Origin of the sequence: Streptomyces sp. NBC_01089 (genome assembly GCF_045162975.1) — a bacterium.
Lineage (GTDB): Bacteria > Actinomycetota > Actinomycetes > Streptomycetales > Streptomycetaceae > Streptomyces.
Map to the genome: position 1 here is coordinate 6,340,783 of NZ_CP108660.1, position 15,962 is coordinate 6,356,744.

At 72.6% G+C, this 15,962-nt stretch carries 15 protein-coding genes; 11 read left to right on the top strand and 4 right to left on the bottom strand.

The genetic code is table 11. The annotated features are described in order from the left end of the window. The first annotated feature begins 107 nt into the window (after nucleotides 1-107). From OG510_RS28470 to OG510_RS28480, 3 genes are all read left to right on the top strand, one after another. Nucleotides 108-1,133 (top strand): NlpC/P60 family protein, encoded by a 1,026-nt coding sequence (locus OG510_RS28470; protein ID WP_406140580.1) that lies wholly within the window; start codon nucleotides 108-110, stop codon nucleotides 1,131-1,133. A 256-nt stretch (nucleotides 1,134-1,389) separates the two neighbouring features. Beyond that, a complete protein-coding gene (locus OG510_RS28475) occupies nucleotides 1,390-2,415 on the top strand; it encodes an NlpC/P60 family protein (RefSeq protein WP_406140582.1) in 1,026 nt (341 codons plus the stop codon). Between the two features lie 121 nt (nucleotides 2,416-2,536). Further along, on the top strand, nucleotides 2,537-3,784 hold the full coding sequence (locus OG510_RS28480; protein ID WP_406140583.1) for a hypothetical protein: 1,248 nt from the start codon (nucleotides 2,537-2,539) through the stop codon (nucleotides 3,782-3,784). On the opposite strand, the gene OG510_RS28485 is transcribed toward OG510_RS28480, so the two are convergent. Then, nucleotides 3,765-5,069, bottom strand: coding sequence for a glycosyltransferase 87 family protein (locus tag OG510_RS28485; RefSeq protein WP_406142597.1), 1,305 nt, complete (start codon nucleotides 5,067-5,069; stop codon nucleotides 3,765-3,767). The two genes, OG510_RS28480 and OG510_RS28485, sit on opposite strands and share 20 nt — an antisense overlap. Nucleotides 5,070-5,309: 240 nt before the next feature. Here OG510_RS28485 and OG510_RS28490 point away from each other — a divergent pair, with 240 nt between their 5' ends. Continuing rightward, nucleotides 5,310-6,452: a glycosyltransferase family 4 protein gene (locus OG510_RS28490; RefSeq protein WP_406140584.1), complete on the top strand. Its 1,143-nt coding sequence runs from the start codon at nucleotides 5,310-5,312 to the stop codon at nucleotides 6,450-6,452. 71 nt (nucleotides 6,453-6,523) lie between these two features. Here OG510_RS28490 and OG510_RS28495 read toward each other — a convergent pair whose 3' ends face one another. Then, nucleotides 6,524-8,320, bottom strand: coding sequence for an AMP-dependent synthetase/ligase (locus OG510_RS28495; RefSeq protein ID WP_406140585.1), 1,797 nt, complete (start codon nucleotides 8,318-8,320; stop codon nucleotides 6,524-6,526). 229 nt (nucleotides 8,321-8,549) lie between these two features. On the opposite strand from OG510_RS28495, the gene OG510_RS28500 reads away from it, so the two are divergent. From OG510_RS28500 to OG510_RS28525, 6 genes are all read left to right on the top strand, one after another. After that, nucleotides 8,550-9,311, top strand: a complete 762-nt coding sequence (locus OG510_RS28500) for a metallophosphoesterase (RefSeq protein ID WP_406140587.1) — start codon at nucleotides 8,550-8,552, stop codon at nucleotides 9,309-9,311. Between the two features lie 102 nt (nucleotides 9,312-9,413). After that, the gene (locus OG510_RS28505) at nucleotides 9,414-9,869 is read left to right on the top strand and encodes an SRPBCC family protein (RefSeq protein WP_406140589.1); all 456 of its coding nucleotides are present in this window, start codon (nucleotides 9,414-9,416) and stop codon (nucleotides 9,867-9,869) included. A gap of 7 nt (nucleotides 9,870-9,876) precedes the next feature. Beyond that, a complete protein-coding gene (locus OG510_RS28510; protein WP_406140590.1) occupies nucleotides 9,877-11,022 on the top strand; it encodes an ArsA family ATPase in 1,146 nt (381 codons plus the stop codon). A 122-nt stretch (nucleotides 11,023-11,144) separates the two neighbouring features. After that, nucleotides 11,145-11,597, top strand: coding sequence for a DUF5304 domain-containing protein (locus tag OG510_RS28515; protein ID WP_406140591.1), 453 nt, complete (start codon nucleotides 11,145-11,147; stop codon nucleotides 11,595-11,597). Between the two features lie 69 nt (nucleotides 11,598-11,666). Continuing rightward, nucleotides 11,667-12,608, top strand: coding sequence for an ROK family glucokinase (locus OG510_RS28520; RefSeq protein WP_164264842.1), 942 nt, complete (start codon nucleotides 11,667-11,669; stop codon nucleotides 12,606-12,608). A gap of 94 nt (nucleotides 12,609-12,702) precedes the next feature. After that, nucleotides 12,703-13,455 (top strand): endonuclease/exonuclease/phosphatase family protein, encoded by a 753-nt coding sequence (locus tag OG510_RS28525; RefSeq protein ID WP_406140592.1) that lies wholly within the window; start codon nucleotides 12,703-12,705, stop codon nucleotides 13,453-13,455. Between the two features lie 113 nt (nucleotides 13,456-13,568). On the opposite strand, the gene OG510_RS28530 is transcribed toward OG510_RS28525, so the two are convergent. Both OG510_RS28530 and OG510_RS28535 read right to left on the bottom strand, forming a co-directional pair. Then, complete coding sequence (locus OG510_RS28530; protein WP_406140593.1) at nucleotides 13,569-14,162, bottom strand: hypothetical protein; 594 nt, start codon at nucleotides 14,160-14,162, stop codon at nucleotides 13,569-13,571. Then, nucleotides 14,155-14,934 (bottom strand): alpha/beta hydrolase, encoded by a 780-nt coding sequence (locus OG510_RS28535; protein ID WP_406140595.1) that lies wholly within the window; start codon nucleotides 14,932-14,934, stop codon nucleotides 14,155-14,157. Before OG510_RS28535 ends, OG510_RS28530 begins: the two co-directional genes overlap by 8 nt. A 160-nt stretch (nucleotides 14,935-15,094) precedes the next feature. Here OG510_RS28535 and OG510_RS28540 point away from each other — a divergent pair, with 160 nt between their 5' ends. Next, on the top strand, nucleotides 15,095-15,853 hold the full coding sequence (locus OG510_RS28540) for a lysophospholipid acyltransferase family protein (RefSeq protein ID WP_406140596.1): 759 nt from the start codon (nucleotides 15,095-15,097) through the stop codon (nucleotides 15,851-15,853). Nucleotides 15,854-15,962 lie beyond the last annotated feature (109 nt).

Genomic DNA, 15,962 nt, shown 5'->3' on the forward strand with positions numbered 1-15,962 from the left:
CTTCGCGCGGTTGATCACTCATCCGGGGTGGCAGCGAAGGAACCGCCGATGCCTTCACGGTTCCCCAACGTGTTCGGCGGCTCTGAGGAAGAAGGAGCTCGCCTCCCGTGGCGTCCCACCGTCGTCCCAAGCAGCCGAGCCGCACTCGTGTGACCGTGCTCACCGCGACCGCTGCCGCAGCTGTGGCCCTGACCGCTCAGGCCGCGCACGCAGACCCCAAGCCGACCAAGAGCGAGGTCAAGGCGAAGGTCGACAAGCTCTACGAAGACGTGGACGCGGTCAGCCAGAAGTACGACGGTGCCAAGGACCAGCAGAGCAAGCTGAAGAAGCAGGTCGACGACCTCCAGGACAGCGTGGCCCGCGGCCAGGAGGACCTCAACAAGCTGCGGGGCCAGCTCGGTTCGATGGCGAGCGCCCAGTACCGCTCGGGCGGCATCGACCCGTCGGTCCAGCTCTTCCTCTCGTCCGACCCGAACACCTTCCTCGACAAGGCCACCGCGCAGGACCAGCTGAGTGACCAGCAGGCCGACGCGGTCAAGAAGATCCAGGCCAAGCAGCGCACCCTCGCCCAGGAGCGTGCCGAGGCGCAGGACAAGCTCAAGGACCTGGCGTCGACGCGCAAGGAACTCGGCAAGAAGAAGCAGGAAGTCCAGGACAAGCTCGCCTCCGCGCGTCAGCTGCTCTCCACCCTGACCGCCGCCGAGCGCGCCTCGATAGCCGCTGAGAACTCACGCGCCAACCGGGCCAGCGACCGCGCGGACCTCGGCAACGCGGTGCCGGCCTCCGCCCGCGGCGCCGAGGCGCTCAACGCGGCCAAGACCCAGCTCGGCAAGCCGTATGTGTACGGCGCCACGGGCCCCGCCTCCTTCGACTGCTCCGGGCTGACGTCCTGGGCGTACGCGCAGGCAGGCGTCACGATCCCGCGCACCTCGCAGGCCCAGGCCAACGCCGGCCAGCGGATCTACTCGCAGAGCGCCCTCAAGCCGGGCGACCTGGTGCTCTTCTACGGCGACATGCACCACATCGGCATCTACGCCGGCAACGGCCAGGTGCTGCACGCACCGCACACCGGTGCGGTCGTCAGGTACGAGGCGATGGGCGACATGCCGTTCCAGTTCGGCGTCCGTATCTGACCCTCGTATCCGCCCCCGTCGGGACCCGTTCAGAACGGCGCCCCCGACACCGCCCGATCGGGCGAATTACGGTGCAGTGAGCTGACTCCCCGCCCCGTCGTGACCTTGAGGTCTGCGGCGGGGCGTCACTCTGTGTGCACGGCGGGGTCTTTGGCCGCGGCATGTTCGCGCGGCTACTGTCCGGCGTGCGGTTCCCGGCAACCGGTCCGCCCATCGGGGCGGCAGGGACCGCAGCAGCGGAAGGAGTGCGGCTCCTGTGGTGTCCCATCGCCGTGCCACCCAGTCCGGCCTCGCACGGAGCGCCCGGATCACTGTGCTGTCCGCCACGCTGGCGACGGCAGCGGCAGGAATCGGGGCCGCACCGGCCGGCGCCGAGCCGCATGAATCGGCGGCGGCCACCAAGAGCGAGGTCGACGGCCTGTACGCGCAGGCCGAGCGGGCCACCCAGCAGTACGACAAGGCCGGCGAGCAGACCAAGCAGCTGCGCCGCCAGGTCGCCGACGCACAGGACGGCGTCGCCCGCAGCCAGCAGCTGGTCAACCGGATGCGCGGGGCGCTGGGGGCGCTCGCGGGCGCCCAGTACCGCGCGGGCGCCATCGACCCCTCGCTCGCCCTGCTGCTCTCGTCGGACCCCGACTCGTACCTCGACAAGGCCGCGGCCCTGGCGCAGATCGGCGATGTCCAGGCGGGCGAACTGCACCGCGTCCAGCAGGCCCAGCGCGAACTGGCGCAGCGGCGCACCGACGCGACCCACCGGCTCGCCGAACTCCGGCGCAGCCGCACCGAGGTCGCCCGCCACAAGCGCACCGTCGAGGGCAAGCTCGCGACCGCGCGCAGGCTGCTCGACTCGCTGCCCGCCCAGCAGCGCGCCCAGTACGACCAGGTCTCGCGCTCGGACCGTGGCACCCTGCCCGTGCTCGGCGCGCTGCCGGTGTCGGGCCGGGCCGCCGCCGCGGTGGCCGCGGCGCGCAGCGCGCTCGGCAGGCCGTACGCGTGGGGGGCCAGCGGGCCTTCGAGCTTCGACTGTTCGGGGCTGATGCAGTGGGCGTACGCGCACGCGGGCGTCTCCCTGCCGCGCACTTCGCAGGAGCAGCGGTACGCGGGCCGCCGGATCCCGCTCTCCCAGGCCCGGCCGGGCGACCTCGTGGTGTACCGCAGCGACGCCAGCCATGTCGCGATGTACATGGGCAACGGCCAGGTCCTGCACGCCCCGTACCCGGGGGCCAGGGTCCGTTACGACCCGGTCGGCATGATGCCCGTCTCGTCGGTGACCAGGGTCTGAGCGGGGTCCGAGCAGGGCCCGCACCGGGTCAGGGCCGGGATCTGAGCCGGGTCCGGGCCGGAGCCGGTCCCGGCAGGACCGCCGCCCCGGTCCGCGTCCCGGGCCACGTACGATCGGCGGCGTGACAGGGCGGGGGAGCGGGACGGGACGACGGAAGCGGGCACGGAAGCGGGCCGCGGGCTGCGCGCTCGTCCTGTGTCTGCTGCTTCCCGGGTGCTCAGCGCACTCCGGCACCGCCGCTTCCGACAGCGCGGACCGCGCCATCGGCCGGACCCTCGACCGCAGGGCCGCCGCCGTCACCGGGCACGACGAGAACGGCTATCTGTCCGTCGTCGACCCCCGGGCCAAGGGGCTCAGGACGGCGCAGCGCACGGAGTTCCGCAACCTCGCCGCCGTGCCGCTGAGTTCGTGGCAGTACCGGCTGGGCAAGGTGCGGCGGACGGGCGCCACCGCCACCGCGCAGGTCGAGCTGCGGTACCGCATCACCGGTTACGACAGCGCGCCGGTGGCGGACCGGCGGACCATCGAGCTGGTGGAGCGGGGCGGCCGCTGGTACGTGGACGGCGACAGCCCGGCCACCGGCGCCGGGCAGCAGCTCTGGCAGCAGGGCCCGGTGCACGTCGCACGTGGCGCGCACAGCCTGGTGCTCGGCGTCGGCGGCTCGGCCGGACTGCTGCGCCGGGTGGCCGCCGTCGCGGACCGCGCGGTCCCCGCCGTCGGCAAGGCGTGGCACCGGAAGTGGGCGGGGCGCGTGGTGGTGCTCGTGCCGTCGTCGCTGGACGCGATGGGCGCCCTGCTCGGCTCGCCCGCCGACACCTACCGGGGCATCGCTGCGGTCACCACCGGCGAGGCGGGCGGCGCCGGGGCGGCGCCCGCCGACCGGATCATCGTCAACCCCGAGGCGTACGGCGGGCTGAGCGAGCTGGGCCGTCAGGTGATCCTCACCCACGAGACCACCCATGTCGCCACCCGCACCGCGACGTCCCCGGCCACCCCGCTCTGGCTCTCGGAGGGGTTCGCCGACTACGTCGCCTACCGGGACACCGGCAGCAGCCCCCAGGAGACGGCGCCCGAACTCCAGCGGGCGGTGCGTTCCGGTTCGCTGCCCGCGACCCTGCCCACCGACGCGGACTTCGGTTTCCGGGACAGCGCCGACCGGCTCGCGCGCGCGTACGAGGGCGGCTGGCTGGCCTGCCGGCTGATCGCCGAGCACTGGGGCGAACAGAAACTGACGGACTTCTACCGTGCGGTCGGGGCGAGCGGGCAGCGCGACGGCGGTGTCGAGAAGGCCATGAACGACGTGCTCGGCACGGATCCGGACGCCTTCACCGCGCGCTGGCGCGACTACCTCAGGGCGCAGCTGGACTGAGCGGTTCCCGGCCGGGGTCGGCGTCGCCGGTGCCCTTGGCCTTTCCGGCGGCCTCTGTGCCTTCGGCGGTCGGGGTGTCCCCGGGGCTCCCGGTGTCCCCGGCGGCCGGGGTGTCCCCGGTGGCCGCCGGCCGTGGTCCGCGCCGTGGGACCGTACGCCGCCACAGGGCGCGGGCCGCGGTCAGTGAGGCCGCGACCAGCAGTCCGTTCCGTACGAACATCAGCACCACGCCGACCGCGTCCCCGGCCACCACATGGTCGAACCCGAGCGGGAACTCCAGGAACGTCACGCCGGTGGCGGCCACCACCAGCAGGGCGGGTACGGCCATCGCGCTGCTACGGAAGACCAGGCAGACGGCGCCGATTCCGACCAGCCACACCAGATACTGGGGGCTGATCACCCGGCTCGTCGTGGTGAAGAGCAGCACCGCGGTGAACGCCGCGTCGCACGGCGTGGCCGGCGCGTACTCCCTGGCCCGCAGCCGCCACAGCAGCAGCCAGCCGAAGGCCACGACGGTGAGCCCCAGCGCGACGGCGCTCACCGCGTGGACGTACGGTCCGACGAACTCCACCGAGCCGTAGGTGAGCAGCACCTGCCCCTGCCAGCCGCACTGCCGGGCCACCTGGAAGACCAGACCGCCCAGCGACTCGACCTCGGTGCCCCGTTCGCGCTGGAAGGTGAGAAAGGCGAAGGCGCCGGGCACCGCCGTACCCGCGATCAGCAGCAGCCCCGCCGCCGTCGCGGCGAAGGCCGTCCACGACACCCGCGTCGCACGGCCGCGCCCCACGCCCACGAGCAGCAGCGCGGGCCACACCTTGAGCAGCGCGCCGAACGCGGACAGCGCCCCCAGGGTGCGCGGACGGCGGGCCCCGGACAGCAGCGCGGCCACCGCGACGGCGGTCACCATCAGGTCGTACCTGGCGTACGCCGTCGGGCCGAGCAGCGGCAGGCCCGCCACCCAGACCCAGACCCCGGCCGCCCGCCTGCCGGGCCCGCGTGCCGTGCGCAGCAGCAGCCCGAGCACCACCGCGTCGGCGAGGAGAGTCAGTACGAAGAAGGCCGCCGCGTACCCGAGGAACGGCAGCAGGGCGGGGGAGAGGACCGCGAGCGCGGCGCCGGGCGGATACTGCCAGGTCACGTCGGAGAGCGGGAAGGTGCCGGTCCGCAGCACCTCGTACCAGCCGTGGTACGTCCCCGACACGTCGACGGTGACATCGGCCCCCGGCACGGTCAGCACCTTGAACACGCAGAGCATCAGCAGTGCCCGGGTCGCGGCCCAGACCATGACGGGGAGCACCGTGCCGCGTACGGCCCCGGGGACCGCCCTGCCCGCCGTGACGGCCTGCACCGTGACGGCCCGCGGTGTGCGGGCCTCCGCCGTGGTGTGCTCGGCCGTGGGCTGCTCGGATGCGGTGTGCCCGGAGTCGGTGGGGTCAGGGGCGGTGTGATCGGACATCGGGGTCATGATGCCGTGCGGGGCCGCGCGGGAGCGGTGAGGCAGGGCCGTTGGGTACTGTCGGCGGCGATGCACAAGACCTTGATCGTGACCAATGACTTCCCGCCGCGCCCCGGCGGTATCCAGGCGTTCCTGCACAACATGGCGCTGCGTCTGGACCCCGAGCAGCTCGTGGTCTACGCGTCCACGTGGAAGCGCGGCGCCGAGGGCGCGGCAGCCACCGCGGCGTTCGACGCGGAGCAGCCGTTCACCGTCGTACGCGACAGGACCACGATGCTGCTGCCCACCCGCCGGGTCACGGCCAGGGCGAGCGGGCTGCTGCGGGAACACGGCTGTACGGCGGTGTGGTTCGGGGCCGCGGCCCCGCTCGGTCTGATGGCCCCCGCACTGCGCGCCGCCGGCGCCGAACGGATCGTCGCCACCACCCACGGGCACGAGGCGGGCTGGGCGCAGCTGCCGGGGGCGCGGCAGCTGCTGCGGCGGATCGGCGAGGGCACGGACACCCTCACCTATCTCGGCGAGTACACACGGTCACGGATCGCCGCCGCGCTCACCCCGGCGGCCGCGGGCCGGATGGTGCAACTGCCGCCCGGCGTCGACGAGAACACCTTCCACCCCGGCTCGGGCGGTGCTCAGGTCCGCGCCCGGCTCGGGCTCACGGACCGGCCGGTGATCGTGTGCGTCTCGCGGCTCGTACCGCGCAAGGGCCAGGACACTCTGATCCTGGCGATGCCGAGGATCCTGCGGCAGGTGCCGGACGCGGTGCTGCTGATCGTGGGCGGCGGGCCGTACGCGGACGACCTGCGGAAGCTGGCGGAGCGTACCGGGGTCGCGGACTCGGTGCGCTTCACCGGCCCTGTGCCCTGGGCCGAGCTGCCCGCCCACTACGGCGCGGGCGACGTCTTCGCCATGCCGTGCCGTACCCGCAGGGGCGGCCTCGACGTCGAAGGGCTCGGCATCGTCTATCTGGAGGCGTCGGCGACGGGGCTGCCGGTGGTGGCGGGCGACTCGGGCGGCGCGCCCGACGCGGTGCTCGACGGCGAGACCGGCTGGGTGGTGCGCGGCGGTTCCGCCGATGACGCGGCGGACCGGATCGTCACGCTGCTCCAGGACCCGGGGCTGCGCCGGCGGATGGGTGAGCGCGGCCGGGCCTGGGTCGAGGAGAAATGGCGCTGGGACCTGCTGGCCGAGAGGCTCAGAGCGCTGCTCTGACGGGACAGGGACCGTCTGACGGGACAGGGACCGGGGCTCGCCCCGGTCCCGCACGGCCACGCAACCCCCGGTCAGCCCCGGTAGATCGCTTCGATCTCGTCGGCGAAGTCCTTCGCCACCACGGCACGCTTGAGCTTCAGCGACGGGGTGATGTGCCCCGCCTCCTCGGTGAGCTGCGCGGGCAGGACACGGAACTTCCGTACGGACTCGGCCTTGGAGACCGCCGCGTTGCCGTCGTCCACCGCCCGCTGGATCTCCGCCAGCAGCTCCGGGTCGTCGCGCAGCGACAGCGCGGTGGACCCCACCGGCTTGCCGCTCTCCTCGGCCCACCGCGCCAGGAACTCCTCGTCCAGCGTGACCAGCGCGCCGATGAACGGCCGTCCGTCGCCGACCACCATGCACTCGGCGACCAGGGCGTGCGCCCGGATACGGTCCTCGATCACCGCGGGGGCGACGTTCTTGCCGCCCGCGGTGACGATGATCTCCTTCTTGCGGCCGGTGATCGCGAGATAGCCGTCCTCGTCGAGCGTGCCGATGTCACCGGTGTGGAACCAGCCGTCGGCCAGCGCGTCGGCCGTGGCCGTCTCGTTGTTCCAGTAGCCGCTGAACAGATGCTCGCCGTGCAGCAGCACCTCGCCGTCGTCCGCGATCCGTACGACCGAACCGGGCAGCGGCTGGCCGACCGTGCCGATCTTCTGCCGGTCCCACGGGTTGAAGGCGGTCGCCGCACAGGACTCGGTGAGGCCGTACCCCTCGAGGACCGTGAAGCCGATGCCCCGGTAGAAGTGGCCGAGCCGTTCGCCCAGCGGCGCGCCGCCGGAGATCGCGTACTCGCCGCGGCCGCCGAGTACCGCCCGCAGCTTGCTGAAGACCAGCCGGTCGAAGACCTTGTGCTTGATCCGCAGCCCGGCGGACGGGCCCTGCGGGGTGCCGAGCGCGCGGCTGTAGGCGATGGCGGTGTTCGCCGCCTTGTCGAAGATCTTTCCCTTGCCGTCGGCCTGCGCCTTGGCGCGCGCCGAGTTGTAGACCTTCTCGAAGACGCGGGGCACGCCCAGGATCAACGTCGGCCGGAAGGCGGCCAGTTCGTCCGTGAGGTGCTTGATGTCCGGTACGCAGCCGATCTTGATCGGTGCCATCACGGAGGAGACCTCGACCAGCCGGCCGAAGACGTGCGCGGCCGGCAGGAAGAGCAGCACCGAGCACTCGCCGGTACGGAAGAGCGGCTTCAGCCGCTCCACGATGTTGCCGCACTCGGCGAAGAAGCTGCGGTGGGTCAGCACACAGCCCTTCGGACGGCCGGTGGTGCCCGAGGTGTAGACGATGGTGGCCGGGTCGTCGGCCCGCGCCCGGGAGCTGCGCTCGTCCACGGTCGCGTCCGTGACCTCGGCGCCGCCCGCCCGCAGTTCGTCGACGGCGCCGTCGTCGATCTGCCAGACATGCTTGAGCGACGGCAGCGCGTGCCGTACGGCCTCGACGGTCGCGGCGTGCGCGTCGCTCTCCACGAGCACCGCGACCGCCCCGGAGTCGCCGAGTATCCACTGCACCTGCTCGGCCGAGCTGGTCTCGTACACCGGCACGGTGATCGCGCCCGCGCTCCAGATCGCGAAGTCCAGCTGCACCCACTCGTACCGGGTGCGGGACATCAGCGCGACCCGGTCGCCGGGCTGCACACCCGCGGCGATCAGCCCCTTCGCGGCGCCGTGGACCTCGGTGAGGAACCGGGCGGCGGTGACATCGGTCCAGGCGCCGGCCACCTTGCGGCCCATCACCGCGACATCGGGGTACTGAGCGGCGTTGCGGCGGATGAGATCCGTCAGATTGCCGTCCGATGGGACCTCGTACAGGGCCGGAAGGCTGAACTCACGCAAGACTGCTGCTCCTCTGGTCGACATCGCTGTCGCCACGACTGGACCTGACCGCCCGGACGTTACCCATGGGTAAGCGGTTCCCGATAGGGGGTTCCGGCCAGATGTTCCATGCGTCACACGACACCACCGTGCTCCGCGCAGACTAGTCCACGCACCGCGGACGGCGGCGGTATTCGCAGGTCCGGCCCCCTCTATCCAGGCCGGGCCCGGGAGTCCTAGGGTGATCTCCATGCGCGTGCATGTGGTCAGCGACGTCCATGGCAACACCAGCGGTCTCGCGAGAGCGGGCGACGGGGCCGACGCCCTGATCTGCCTCGGCGACCTGGTCCTCTTCCTGGACTACGCCGACCACTCCCGGGGCATCTTCCCCGACCTGTTCGGCGTCGAGAACGCCGACCGCATCGTGGAGCTGCGCACCGCACGCCGCTTCGACGAGGCACGCGACCTCGGCAGCAGGCTCTGGAGCGGGGTGGACCGCGACGCCGCGATCGAGTCGGCGGTACGCAGCCAGTACGCCGAACTGTTCGCCGCCTTCCCCACTCCGACGTACGCCACCTACGGCAATGTCGACGTCCCGCCGCTCTGGCACGAGTACGCGCGCCCCGGCACCACCGTCCTCGACGGCGAGCGCGTCGAGATCGGCGGCCGGGTCTTCGGCTTCGTCGGCGGCGGCCTCAGGACCCCGATGCGGACGCCCTACGAGGTCAGCGACGAGGAGTACGCGGCCAAGATCGAGGCGCTGGGCGACGTCGACGTGCTCTGCACCCACATCCCGCCCGAGGTCCCCGAGCTGGTGTACGACACGGTGGCCCGCCGCTTCGAGCGGGGCAGCCGCGCCCTGCTCGCCGCGATCCTGCGCATCCGGCCGAAGTACGCGCTCTTCGGCCATGTGCACCAGCCCCTGTCCCGCCGGGTCCGCGTCGGGCGGACGGAGTGTGTGAACGTCGGACACTTCGCCTCGACCTCGCGGCCCTGGGTCATGGAGTGGTAGCTGCTCAGGGCCGGGGAGTGGCAGCGGTCAGCGGCCCGGTGCGCACGCGATAGCCTTCACCGCGTATGCATGACCGGATTCCGCACTGGAGGAGCCACGGCGATGGCTGAACACACCAGCTCAAGCATCACGATCGAGGCCGCACCGGCCGACGTCATGGGCGTGATCGCCGACTTCGCCCGCTACCCGGAGTGGACCGGCGAGGTGAAGGAGGCCGAGGTGCTCTCCACCGACGCCGAAGGCCGGGCCGAGCAGGTCAGGCTGGTGCTCGACGCCGGCGCGATCAAGGACGACCACACCCTCGCGTACACCTGGACCGGCGCCGACGAGGTCAGCTGGACGCTGGTCAAGTCGCAGATGCTGCGCGCACTCGACGGCACCTACCTGCTCGCCGCCGCAGGCGACGCCACCGAGGTCACCTACCGGCTGACCGTCGACGTCAAGATCCCGATGCTCGGGATGATCAAGCGCAAGGCGGAGAAGGTCATCATCGACCGCGCCCTGGCCGGTCTGAAGAAGCGGGTCGAGTCCGGCGCCGCAGCACAGTCCGAGGGCTGACGCCCGGATGCGTACGGTCCTCGTCACCGGCCTCGGCGGCGCGGGCCGCACCACCGTCGCCGCGGCCACCGCCCTGGCGGCCGCCCGCGAAGGCGAACGGGTCCTGCTGCTCTCCACGGACCCGGACCCCGGCGACAGCCTGACCGCGGCCCGCGACGCGGGGGTGCGGGCCGAACGCATCGACTCCGGCGCACACTTCCGTACCGAACTGCTGGCCCTCCAGGAGCGAGGCACCGCGGCCCTGGAACTGCTCGGCGCGGCCCGGCTGGAGGAGGAAGAACTCACCGAACTGCCGGGCGCCGCGCAGTTCGCGCTGCTGCACGCGCTGCGCACCGTGGACGGCGCCGAGTGGGACCTGACCGTCGTCGACATGCCGCCCCTCCAGGAGGCGCTGGCCGTCCTCGCCCTGCCTGAGCAGCTCCGCCGCTATCTGCGCCGGCTGCTGCCGCCCGAGCGGCAGGCGGCCCGCGCGCTGCGCCCGATGCTCGCCCAGCTCGCGGGTGTCCCGATGCCCGCGCAGTGGCTGTACGAGACCACCGCCCGCTGGGAGGCCGAACTGGCCGCAGTCCAGGCCAGGATCGACGACCCGGACACCACCGTGCGCCTGGTCGCCGAACCGGGACCGGCGGCGACCCGGGCGCTGCGCACCGCCCGTACCGGGATCGCGCTGCACCGCCGCACCCTGGACCTGGTCGTCGCGAACCGGCTGCTGCCCACCGGCTCCCGCGACCCCTGGCTCGCCGCGCTCGCCGCCCAGCAGCAGGAACACCTCAAGGAGCTGGCCGACTGCTTCGGCGGAGCGGAGCCGGTGGAACTTCCCCATCTGGGCCGCGCGCCCCGCACCGCCGAAGAGCTGGCCCCGCTGGAGCGGCCGGCCGGCCCCCGCACGGCGGCCCCGGAGTGGGCCGTCGACGACCGGCTCGCCGAGGACGGCGTCCTGGTCTGGCGGCTGCCGCTGCCCGGTGCGGTCAAGGAGGAGCTCGGCCTGGTCAGGCGCGGCGACGAACTGCTGCTCACCGCCGGGCCCTTCCGCAGGACCGTCACTCTGCCGTCGGCGCTCCGCCGCTGCACGGTCGAGGGCGCGGCGCTCACGGACGGCGTCCTGGGCATCAGATTCGCCCCGGACCCGAGGCTGTGGCCGCAGAACCGGTGACCGGCACGGTGCCCCGCCCAGTGACCGGGCCGGTGGCCCGGCCGGTGAACGCCGCAGGGCCGTTCGGGTAACGTCGTCAGTACGGTCCTAAGCACCCCCGTATCCCGTCGCAGGAGTCCGCCATGAGCGAAGCCCCCGAGCAGCCCGCCACCGACTCGGACGCCTGGGAGAGGGCCTGCGCCGAGGATCTCGCCGCGGAGAAGGCCCGCCGCCGTGCCCAGTACGGGAGCGCCGAGGGGTCGGCGGCCGAGGAGTTCCGCAAGCTCTTCGACGCGGTCGCCGACAAGGTCTCCGGTCTCCAGTCGTCGCTCCCCGGCATGGCCGCCCAGGGCGCCGTCCAGCAGTTCATCAGCCAGGCGAAGTCCGTGGTCGAGCCGGTCGTCGAGCGCAACCCGGATGTCTTCGACCACCTCGCCGCCGCCGGCGGCGAACTGCTCGCCGCCTACCGCTCGGCGGTCGAGAAGCAGGAGCAGCGGTGGACCGCGGGCCGTGAAAGCACCGACGGCGGGGACACCGGCAAGGACGACGGCGGCGACGAGGGCACCGGCCCCGCGGAACGCATCGACCTGGACTGATCACCCCGGCCCCGCGCCCCTCGGGTACGGTTGCCCCTCAGCGGGGCTCGACCGAAAACTGAGGGACTCATGGGACTCACCATCGGCGTCGACATCGGCGGCACGAAGATCGCGGCCGGAGTGGTCGACGAAGAGGGCACCATTCTCGATGTGCACAAGGTGCCCACCCCGCCGACCGCCGAAGGCATCGTCGACGCGATCTGCGCCGCAGTCTCCGAGGCCGGCAAGGGGCACGAGATCGAGGCGGTCGGTATCGGCGCGGCCGGATACGTGGACGACAAGCGGGCCACCGTCCTCTTCGCGCCGAACATCAACTGGCGGCACGAGCCGCTCAAGGACAAGGTCGAGCAGCGCGTCGGCCTGCCCGTCGTCGTGGAGAACGACGCCAACGCGGCCGCCTGGGGCGAGTACAAGTTCGGTGCGGGGCAGGGGCACGAGGACGTCATCTGCATCACGCTCGGCACCGGTCTCGGCGGCGGCATCATCATCGGCAACAAGCTGCGGCGCGGACGGTTCGGCGTGGCCGCCGAGTTCGGCCACATCCGGGTCGTCCCGGACGGCCTGCTGTGCGGCTGCGGCAGCCAGGGCTGCTGGGAGCAGTACGCGTCGGGGCGTGCCCTCGTCAGGTACGCGACGCAGCGCGCCAACGCCACCCCGGAGAACGCGCAGGTGCTGCTGGGCCTCGGCGACGGCACCCCCGCCGGTATCCAGGGCAAGCACATCAGCGAGGCCGCCCGGCAGGGCTGCCCGGTGGCCGTCGACTCGTTCCGTGAGCTGGCCCGCTGGGCCGGAGCGGGCCTCGCCGACCTGGCGTCCCTCTTCGACCCGTCGGCGTTCATCGTCGGCGGCGGTGTGTCGGACGAGGGCGAACTGGTCCTCGACCCGATCCGCAAGTCCTTCCGGCGCTGGCTGATCGGCGGCGCGTGGCGGCCGCACGCCCAGGTGCTCGCGGCCCAACTGGGCGGCGAAGCAGGGCTGGTGGGCGCCGCGGACCTGGCCCGCCAGGGCTGAGCCGCGCACGGCCCCTTGTACGGACCGGTGCCCGCCGCACCCCCCGGGGACGCGGCGGGCACCGCGCACCGCGGGCCGTCGTAGGGTGTCGCCCATGGCGATCACTACGCTGCCCGAATCCCGTACGGAGAGCGGCTCGGCCGTAATCCGGGTGCTCAGTTACAACATCCGCTCGATGCGCGACGACCGCGCGGCGCTGGCCCGGGTCATCCGCGCCTGCGACCCCGATCTGCTGCTCATCCAGGAGGCCCCGCGCTTCTTCCGGTGGCGCAAGGCCGCGGCCCGGCTCGCGGTCGACACCGGCCTGGTGACACTCGGGGGCGGAGCCACGGCCGCCGGCCCCCTGCTGCTCTGCTCGCTGCGCGCCACCGTGGAGCGGACCGAGGACATACTCCTGCCGCGCACCCCGGGGCTGCACCAGCGCGGCTTCGCGACCGCCGTGGTCCGTATCGGGGGCGCCAGGCTGGGCGTCCTCAGCTGCCATCTGAGCCTCCAGCCCGGTGAGCGCCACGCTCAGGCGGGGCTGCTGCTCGACCGGCTCGGCGCGCTGGACGTCCCGCACGCGGTGGTCGCCGGGGACCTCAACGACCGCCCGGACGGCCGGAGTTTCCGGCGGCTGGCGGCGGAGCTCCAGGACTGCCGGGCGGTGAAGCCGTGGGGCGGGGAGCACACCTATCCGGCGGCGGACCCGGACCGGCGGATCGACGCGGTGTTCGCGACGCCCGAGGTCGAGGTGCTGGGGTGCGGGGTGCCGCAGGACATCCCGCAGGCGGACCTGCGGGCGGCGTCCGACCACCTTCCGGTGCTGGCGGCGCTCCGGGTACGGACCACTCCGTCCGGCGCCTGAGACCGCCCCTGGCCGCAGCCTGAGACGGCCCTTGGACGCAGCTTGAGGCAGCCCTTGGCGGCAGCTTGAGGCAGCCCTTGGGCCGCAGCCTGCGACAGCCCTTGGCCGCGGCCTCAGACGACCGCGCCCCGGCCGGGGTCGTCCTCGTCGTCGTCCTCGGGTCCCATCCGCACCACCAGGACCGCGAATCCGCCGAGGAAGCCGCCGATACCGAGCGTGGCGAGCCACCACGTCATGTCCCAGCCCAGCACCACGGCCAGGATCATCAGCACCGGTCCGCCGACGACGGCCAGCCAGGCGAACTTGGCCGTGACATCCGCCTCTGGCAGCTCCGGGTCCGGCTGGACGAAGTGGCCCTCGTCGGAAGGGCCGAGGTCGTCATCGGACGGCTCGGGCAGGCTGTGGTCGCGGGGCCCGCCGACACCGGGGGCGAACACGACCGAACTGCCCAGCGGCCGGTCGGACCCGCCCGCCGGGCCGGACCCGGCATCCGCGTCCGGCTTCCCGGGCTCCGGCTCCCCGGGCTCCTGCTCGCGGGCCCCGTCGGCGTTGACCCCCTCCTCGAGGAGAGCGAGGTCCTCCACCGATTTGAAGGGCTTGGTGCCCGCCGGGTCCGCGGGCTCCTCTCCGTACGCCGCGACGATCGCCGCCCAGACCGCTTCCTCGTCGATCGGCTGCGGTTCGCGCTCCGCCTCGTTCTCAGCCACCGGCGCTGCTCCCCTTCGTCCCGACGCTCGGAGCGAGGCGGCCGATGAACGCGTGGCTCTTCTCGAAAATCCGCTCCGCATCGTGGTCCAACGTCGCCACGTGGTAGCTCTGTTCCAGCAGGACCTCCTCGACATCCGTCGACGAGACCCGGCTGAGGACACGGGTGGAGTCGGCGGGCCGCACCACATGGTCCTGGACGCTGTGCAGCAGCAGCAACGGCTGGGTGACCTGCGGCAGTTCACGGTCCACGAGCCGGCACAGCCGCCGCAGCGAGTGGGCGCAGTGCAGCGGCACCCGGTCGTACCCCACCTCGGCGGAGCCGCCCAGCGCGATGTCGCTGGCGATGCCCTTCGTCGTACGCACCAGATGCCGGGCGACCGGCAGTGCGTACGGCATGAGGCCGTGCACCTTGTTCAGCGGATTGACCAGGACGAGGCCGCTCACCGCGTGGCCGTGCTTGGCGGCCAGCCGCAGGGCCAGCGCCCCGCCCATCGAGAGACCGAAGACGAAGACCCGCTCGCACCGGTCGAGCAGGGCGCGCAGCTCCCGGTCCACCTCCGCGTACCAGTCCTGCCAGCCGGTGACCTGCATGTCCTGCCAGCGGGTGCCGTGCCCGGGGAGCAGCGGCAGCGAGACGGTCAGCCCCCGCTCGGCCAGATACTCGGCCCAGGGGCGCAGCGACTGCGGCGATCCGGTGAAGCCATGGCAGAGGAGGACGCCGGTCTCTCCGCCTTCGTGGCGGTAGGGGTCGGCTCCAGGAAGCACCGGCACCGGGGTCTCCTGTTCGTCAGGTCTCGAAAGCTGTACTTCACCGTACGCGACCGGACCGACACCGACCAGGGCCGTCACCCCCGGACAGCGGGCGGATGGCCGGGGGCGCACGCCCCGCGCGGGTTATGGTCGGTCCGACCGTCACAGGAAGGCATCCGAGTTGATCTACGGCGCAATGAAGTTCGCCATCGGGGGATCGCTGAAGGTCGCCTTCAGGCCCTGGGTGGAGGGGCTGGAGAACATCCCCGCCGAGGGGCCCGCCATCCTGGCGAGCAACCATCTGTCGTTCTCGGACTCCTTCTTCCTGCCCGCGGTCATGGACCGCAAGCTCACCTTCATCGCCAAGGCCGAGTACTTCACGTCGCCCGGGGTGAAGGGGAAGCTCACCGCGGCCTTCTTCAAGGGCGTCGGACAGCTGCCGGTCGACCGCTCGGGCAGCCGAGGCGCGGGCGAGGCCGCGGTCAAGAGCGGCGTGGAAGTGCTGGCCAGGGGCGAACTCTTCGGGATCTACCCGGAGGGCACCCGCTCACCGGACGGCCGCCTCTACCGGGGCAAGCCGGGAGGTCTCGCCCGGGTGGCGCTGGCGTCCGGTGCGCCCGTCATCCCGGTCGCGATGATCGACACCGAGAAGATCCAGCCGCCGGGGCAGGTCGTGCCCAAGCTGATGCGGCCGGGCATCAGGATCGGGAAGCCGCTCGACTTCAGCCGCTATTACGGTATGGAGAACGACCGGTTCATCCTGCGCTCGGTGACCGACGAGGTCATGTACGAGATCATGAAGCTCTCCGGCCAGGAGTACGTCGACATCTACGCGACCGCGGCCAAGCGCAGGATCGCGGACGACGACAAGGCCAGGAAGGCCGCCGAGGCCACCGGGGCCGGGGAGAAGAGCGACGGGGCGGACGGGTCGGGCAGCTAGGGTTTTTCGTTCGGGCCAGACCCCGCGAGGCCGGGCTGTCCCGAACGGAAGACCCTGGAGGCGTACTGTCCGTCGGGGGTGAGTGGTGGGTGTGGTGGGGAAGGACCGG

Bases quoted from the DNA above. Each gene is read 5' to 3' on its own strand.
- OG510_RS28485 (WP_406142597.1), bottom strand. From the start codon at position 5,069: ATGGTCTGGGCCGCGACCCGGGCACTGCTGATGCTCTGCGTGTTCAAG.
- OG510_RS28490 (WP_406140584.1), top strand. From the start codon at position 5,310: ATGCACAAGACCTTGATCGTGACCAATGACTTCCCGCCGCGCCCCGGC.
- OG510_RS28500 (WP_406140587.1), top strand. From the start codon at position 8,550: ATGCGCGTGCATGTGGTCAGCGACGTCCATGGCAACACCAGCGGTCTC.
- OG510_RS28505 (WP_406140589.1), top strand. From the start codon at position 9,414: ATGGCTGAACACACCAGCTCAAGCATCACGATCGAGGCCGCACCGGCC.
- OG510_RS28510 (WP_406140590.1), top strand. From the start codon at position 9,877: ATGCGTACGGTCCTCGTCACCGGCCTCGGCGGCGCGGGCCGCACCACC.
- OG510_RS28515 (WP_406140591.1), top strand. From the start codon at position 11,145: ATGAGCGAAGCCCCCGAGCAGCCCGCCACCGACTCGGACGCCTGGGAG.
- OG510_RS28520 (WP_164264842.1), top strand. From the start codon at position 11,667: ATGGGACTCACCATCGGCGTCGACATCGGCGGCACGAAGATCGCGGCC.
- OG510_RS28525 (WP_406140592.1), top strand. From the start codon at position 12,703: ATGGCGATCACTACGCTGCCCGAATCCCGTACGGAGAGCGGCTCGGCC.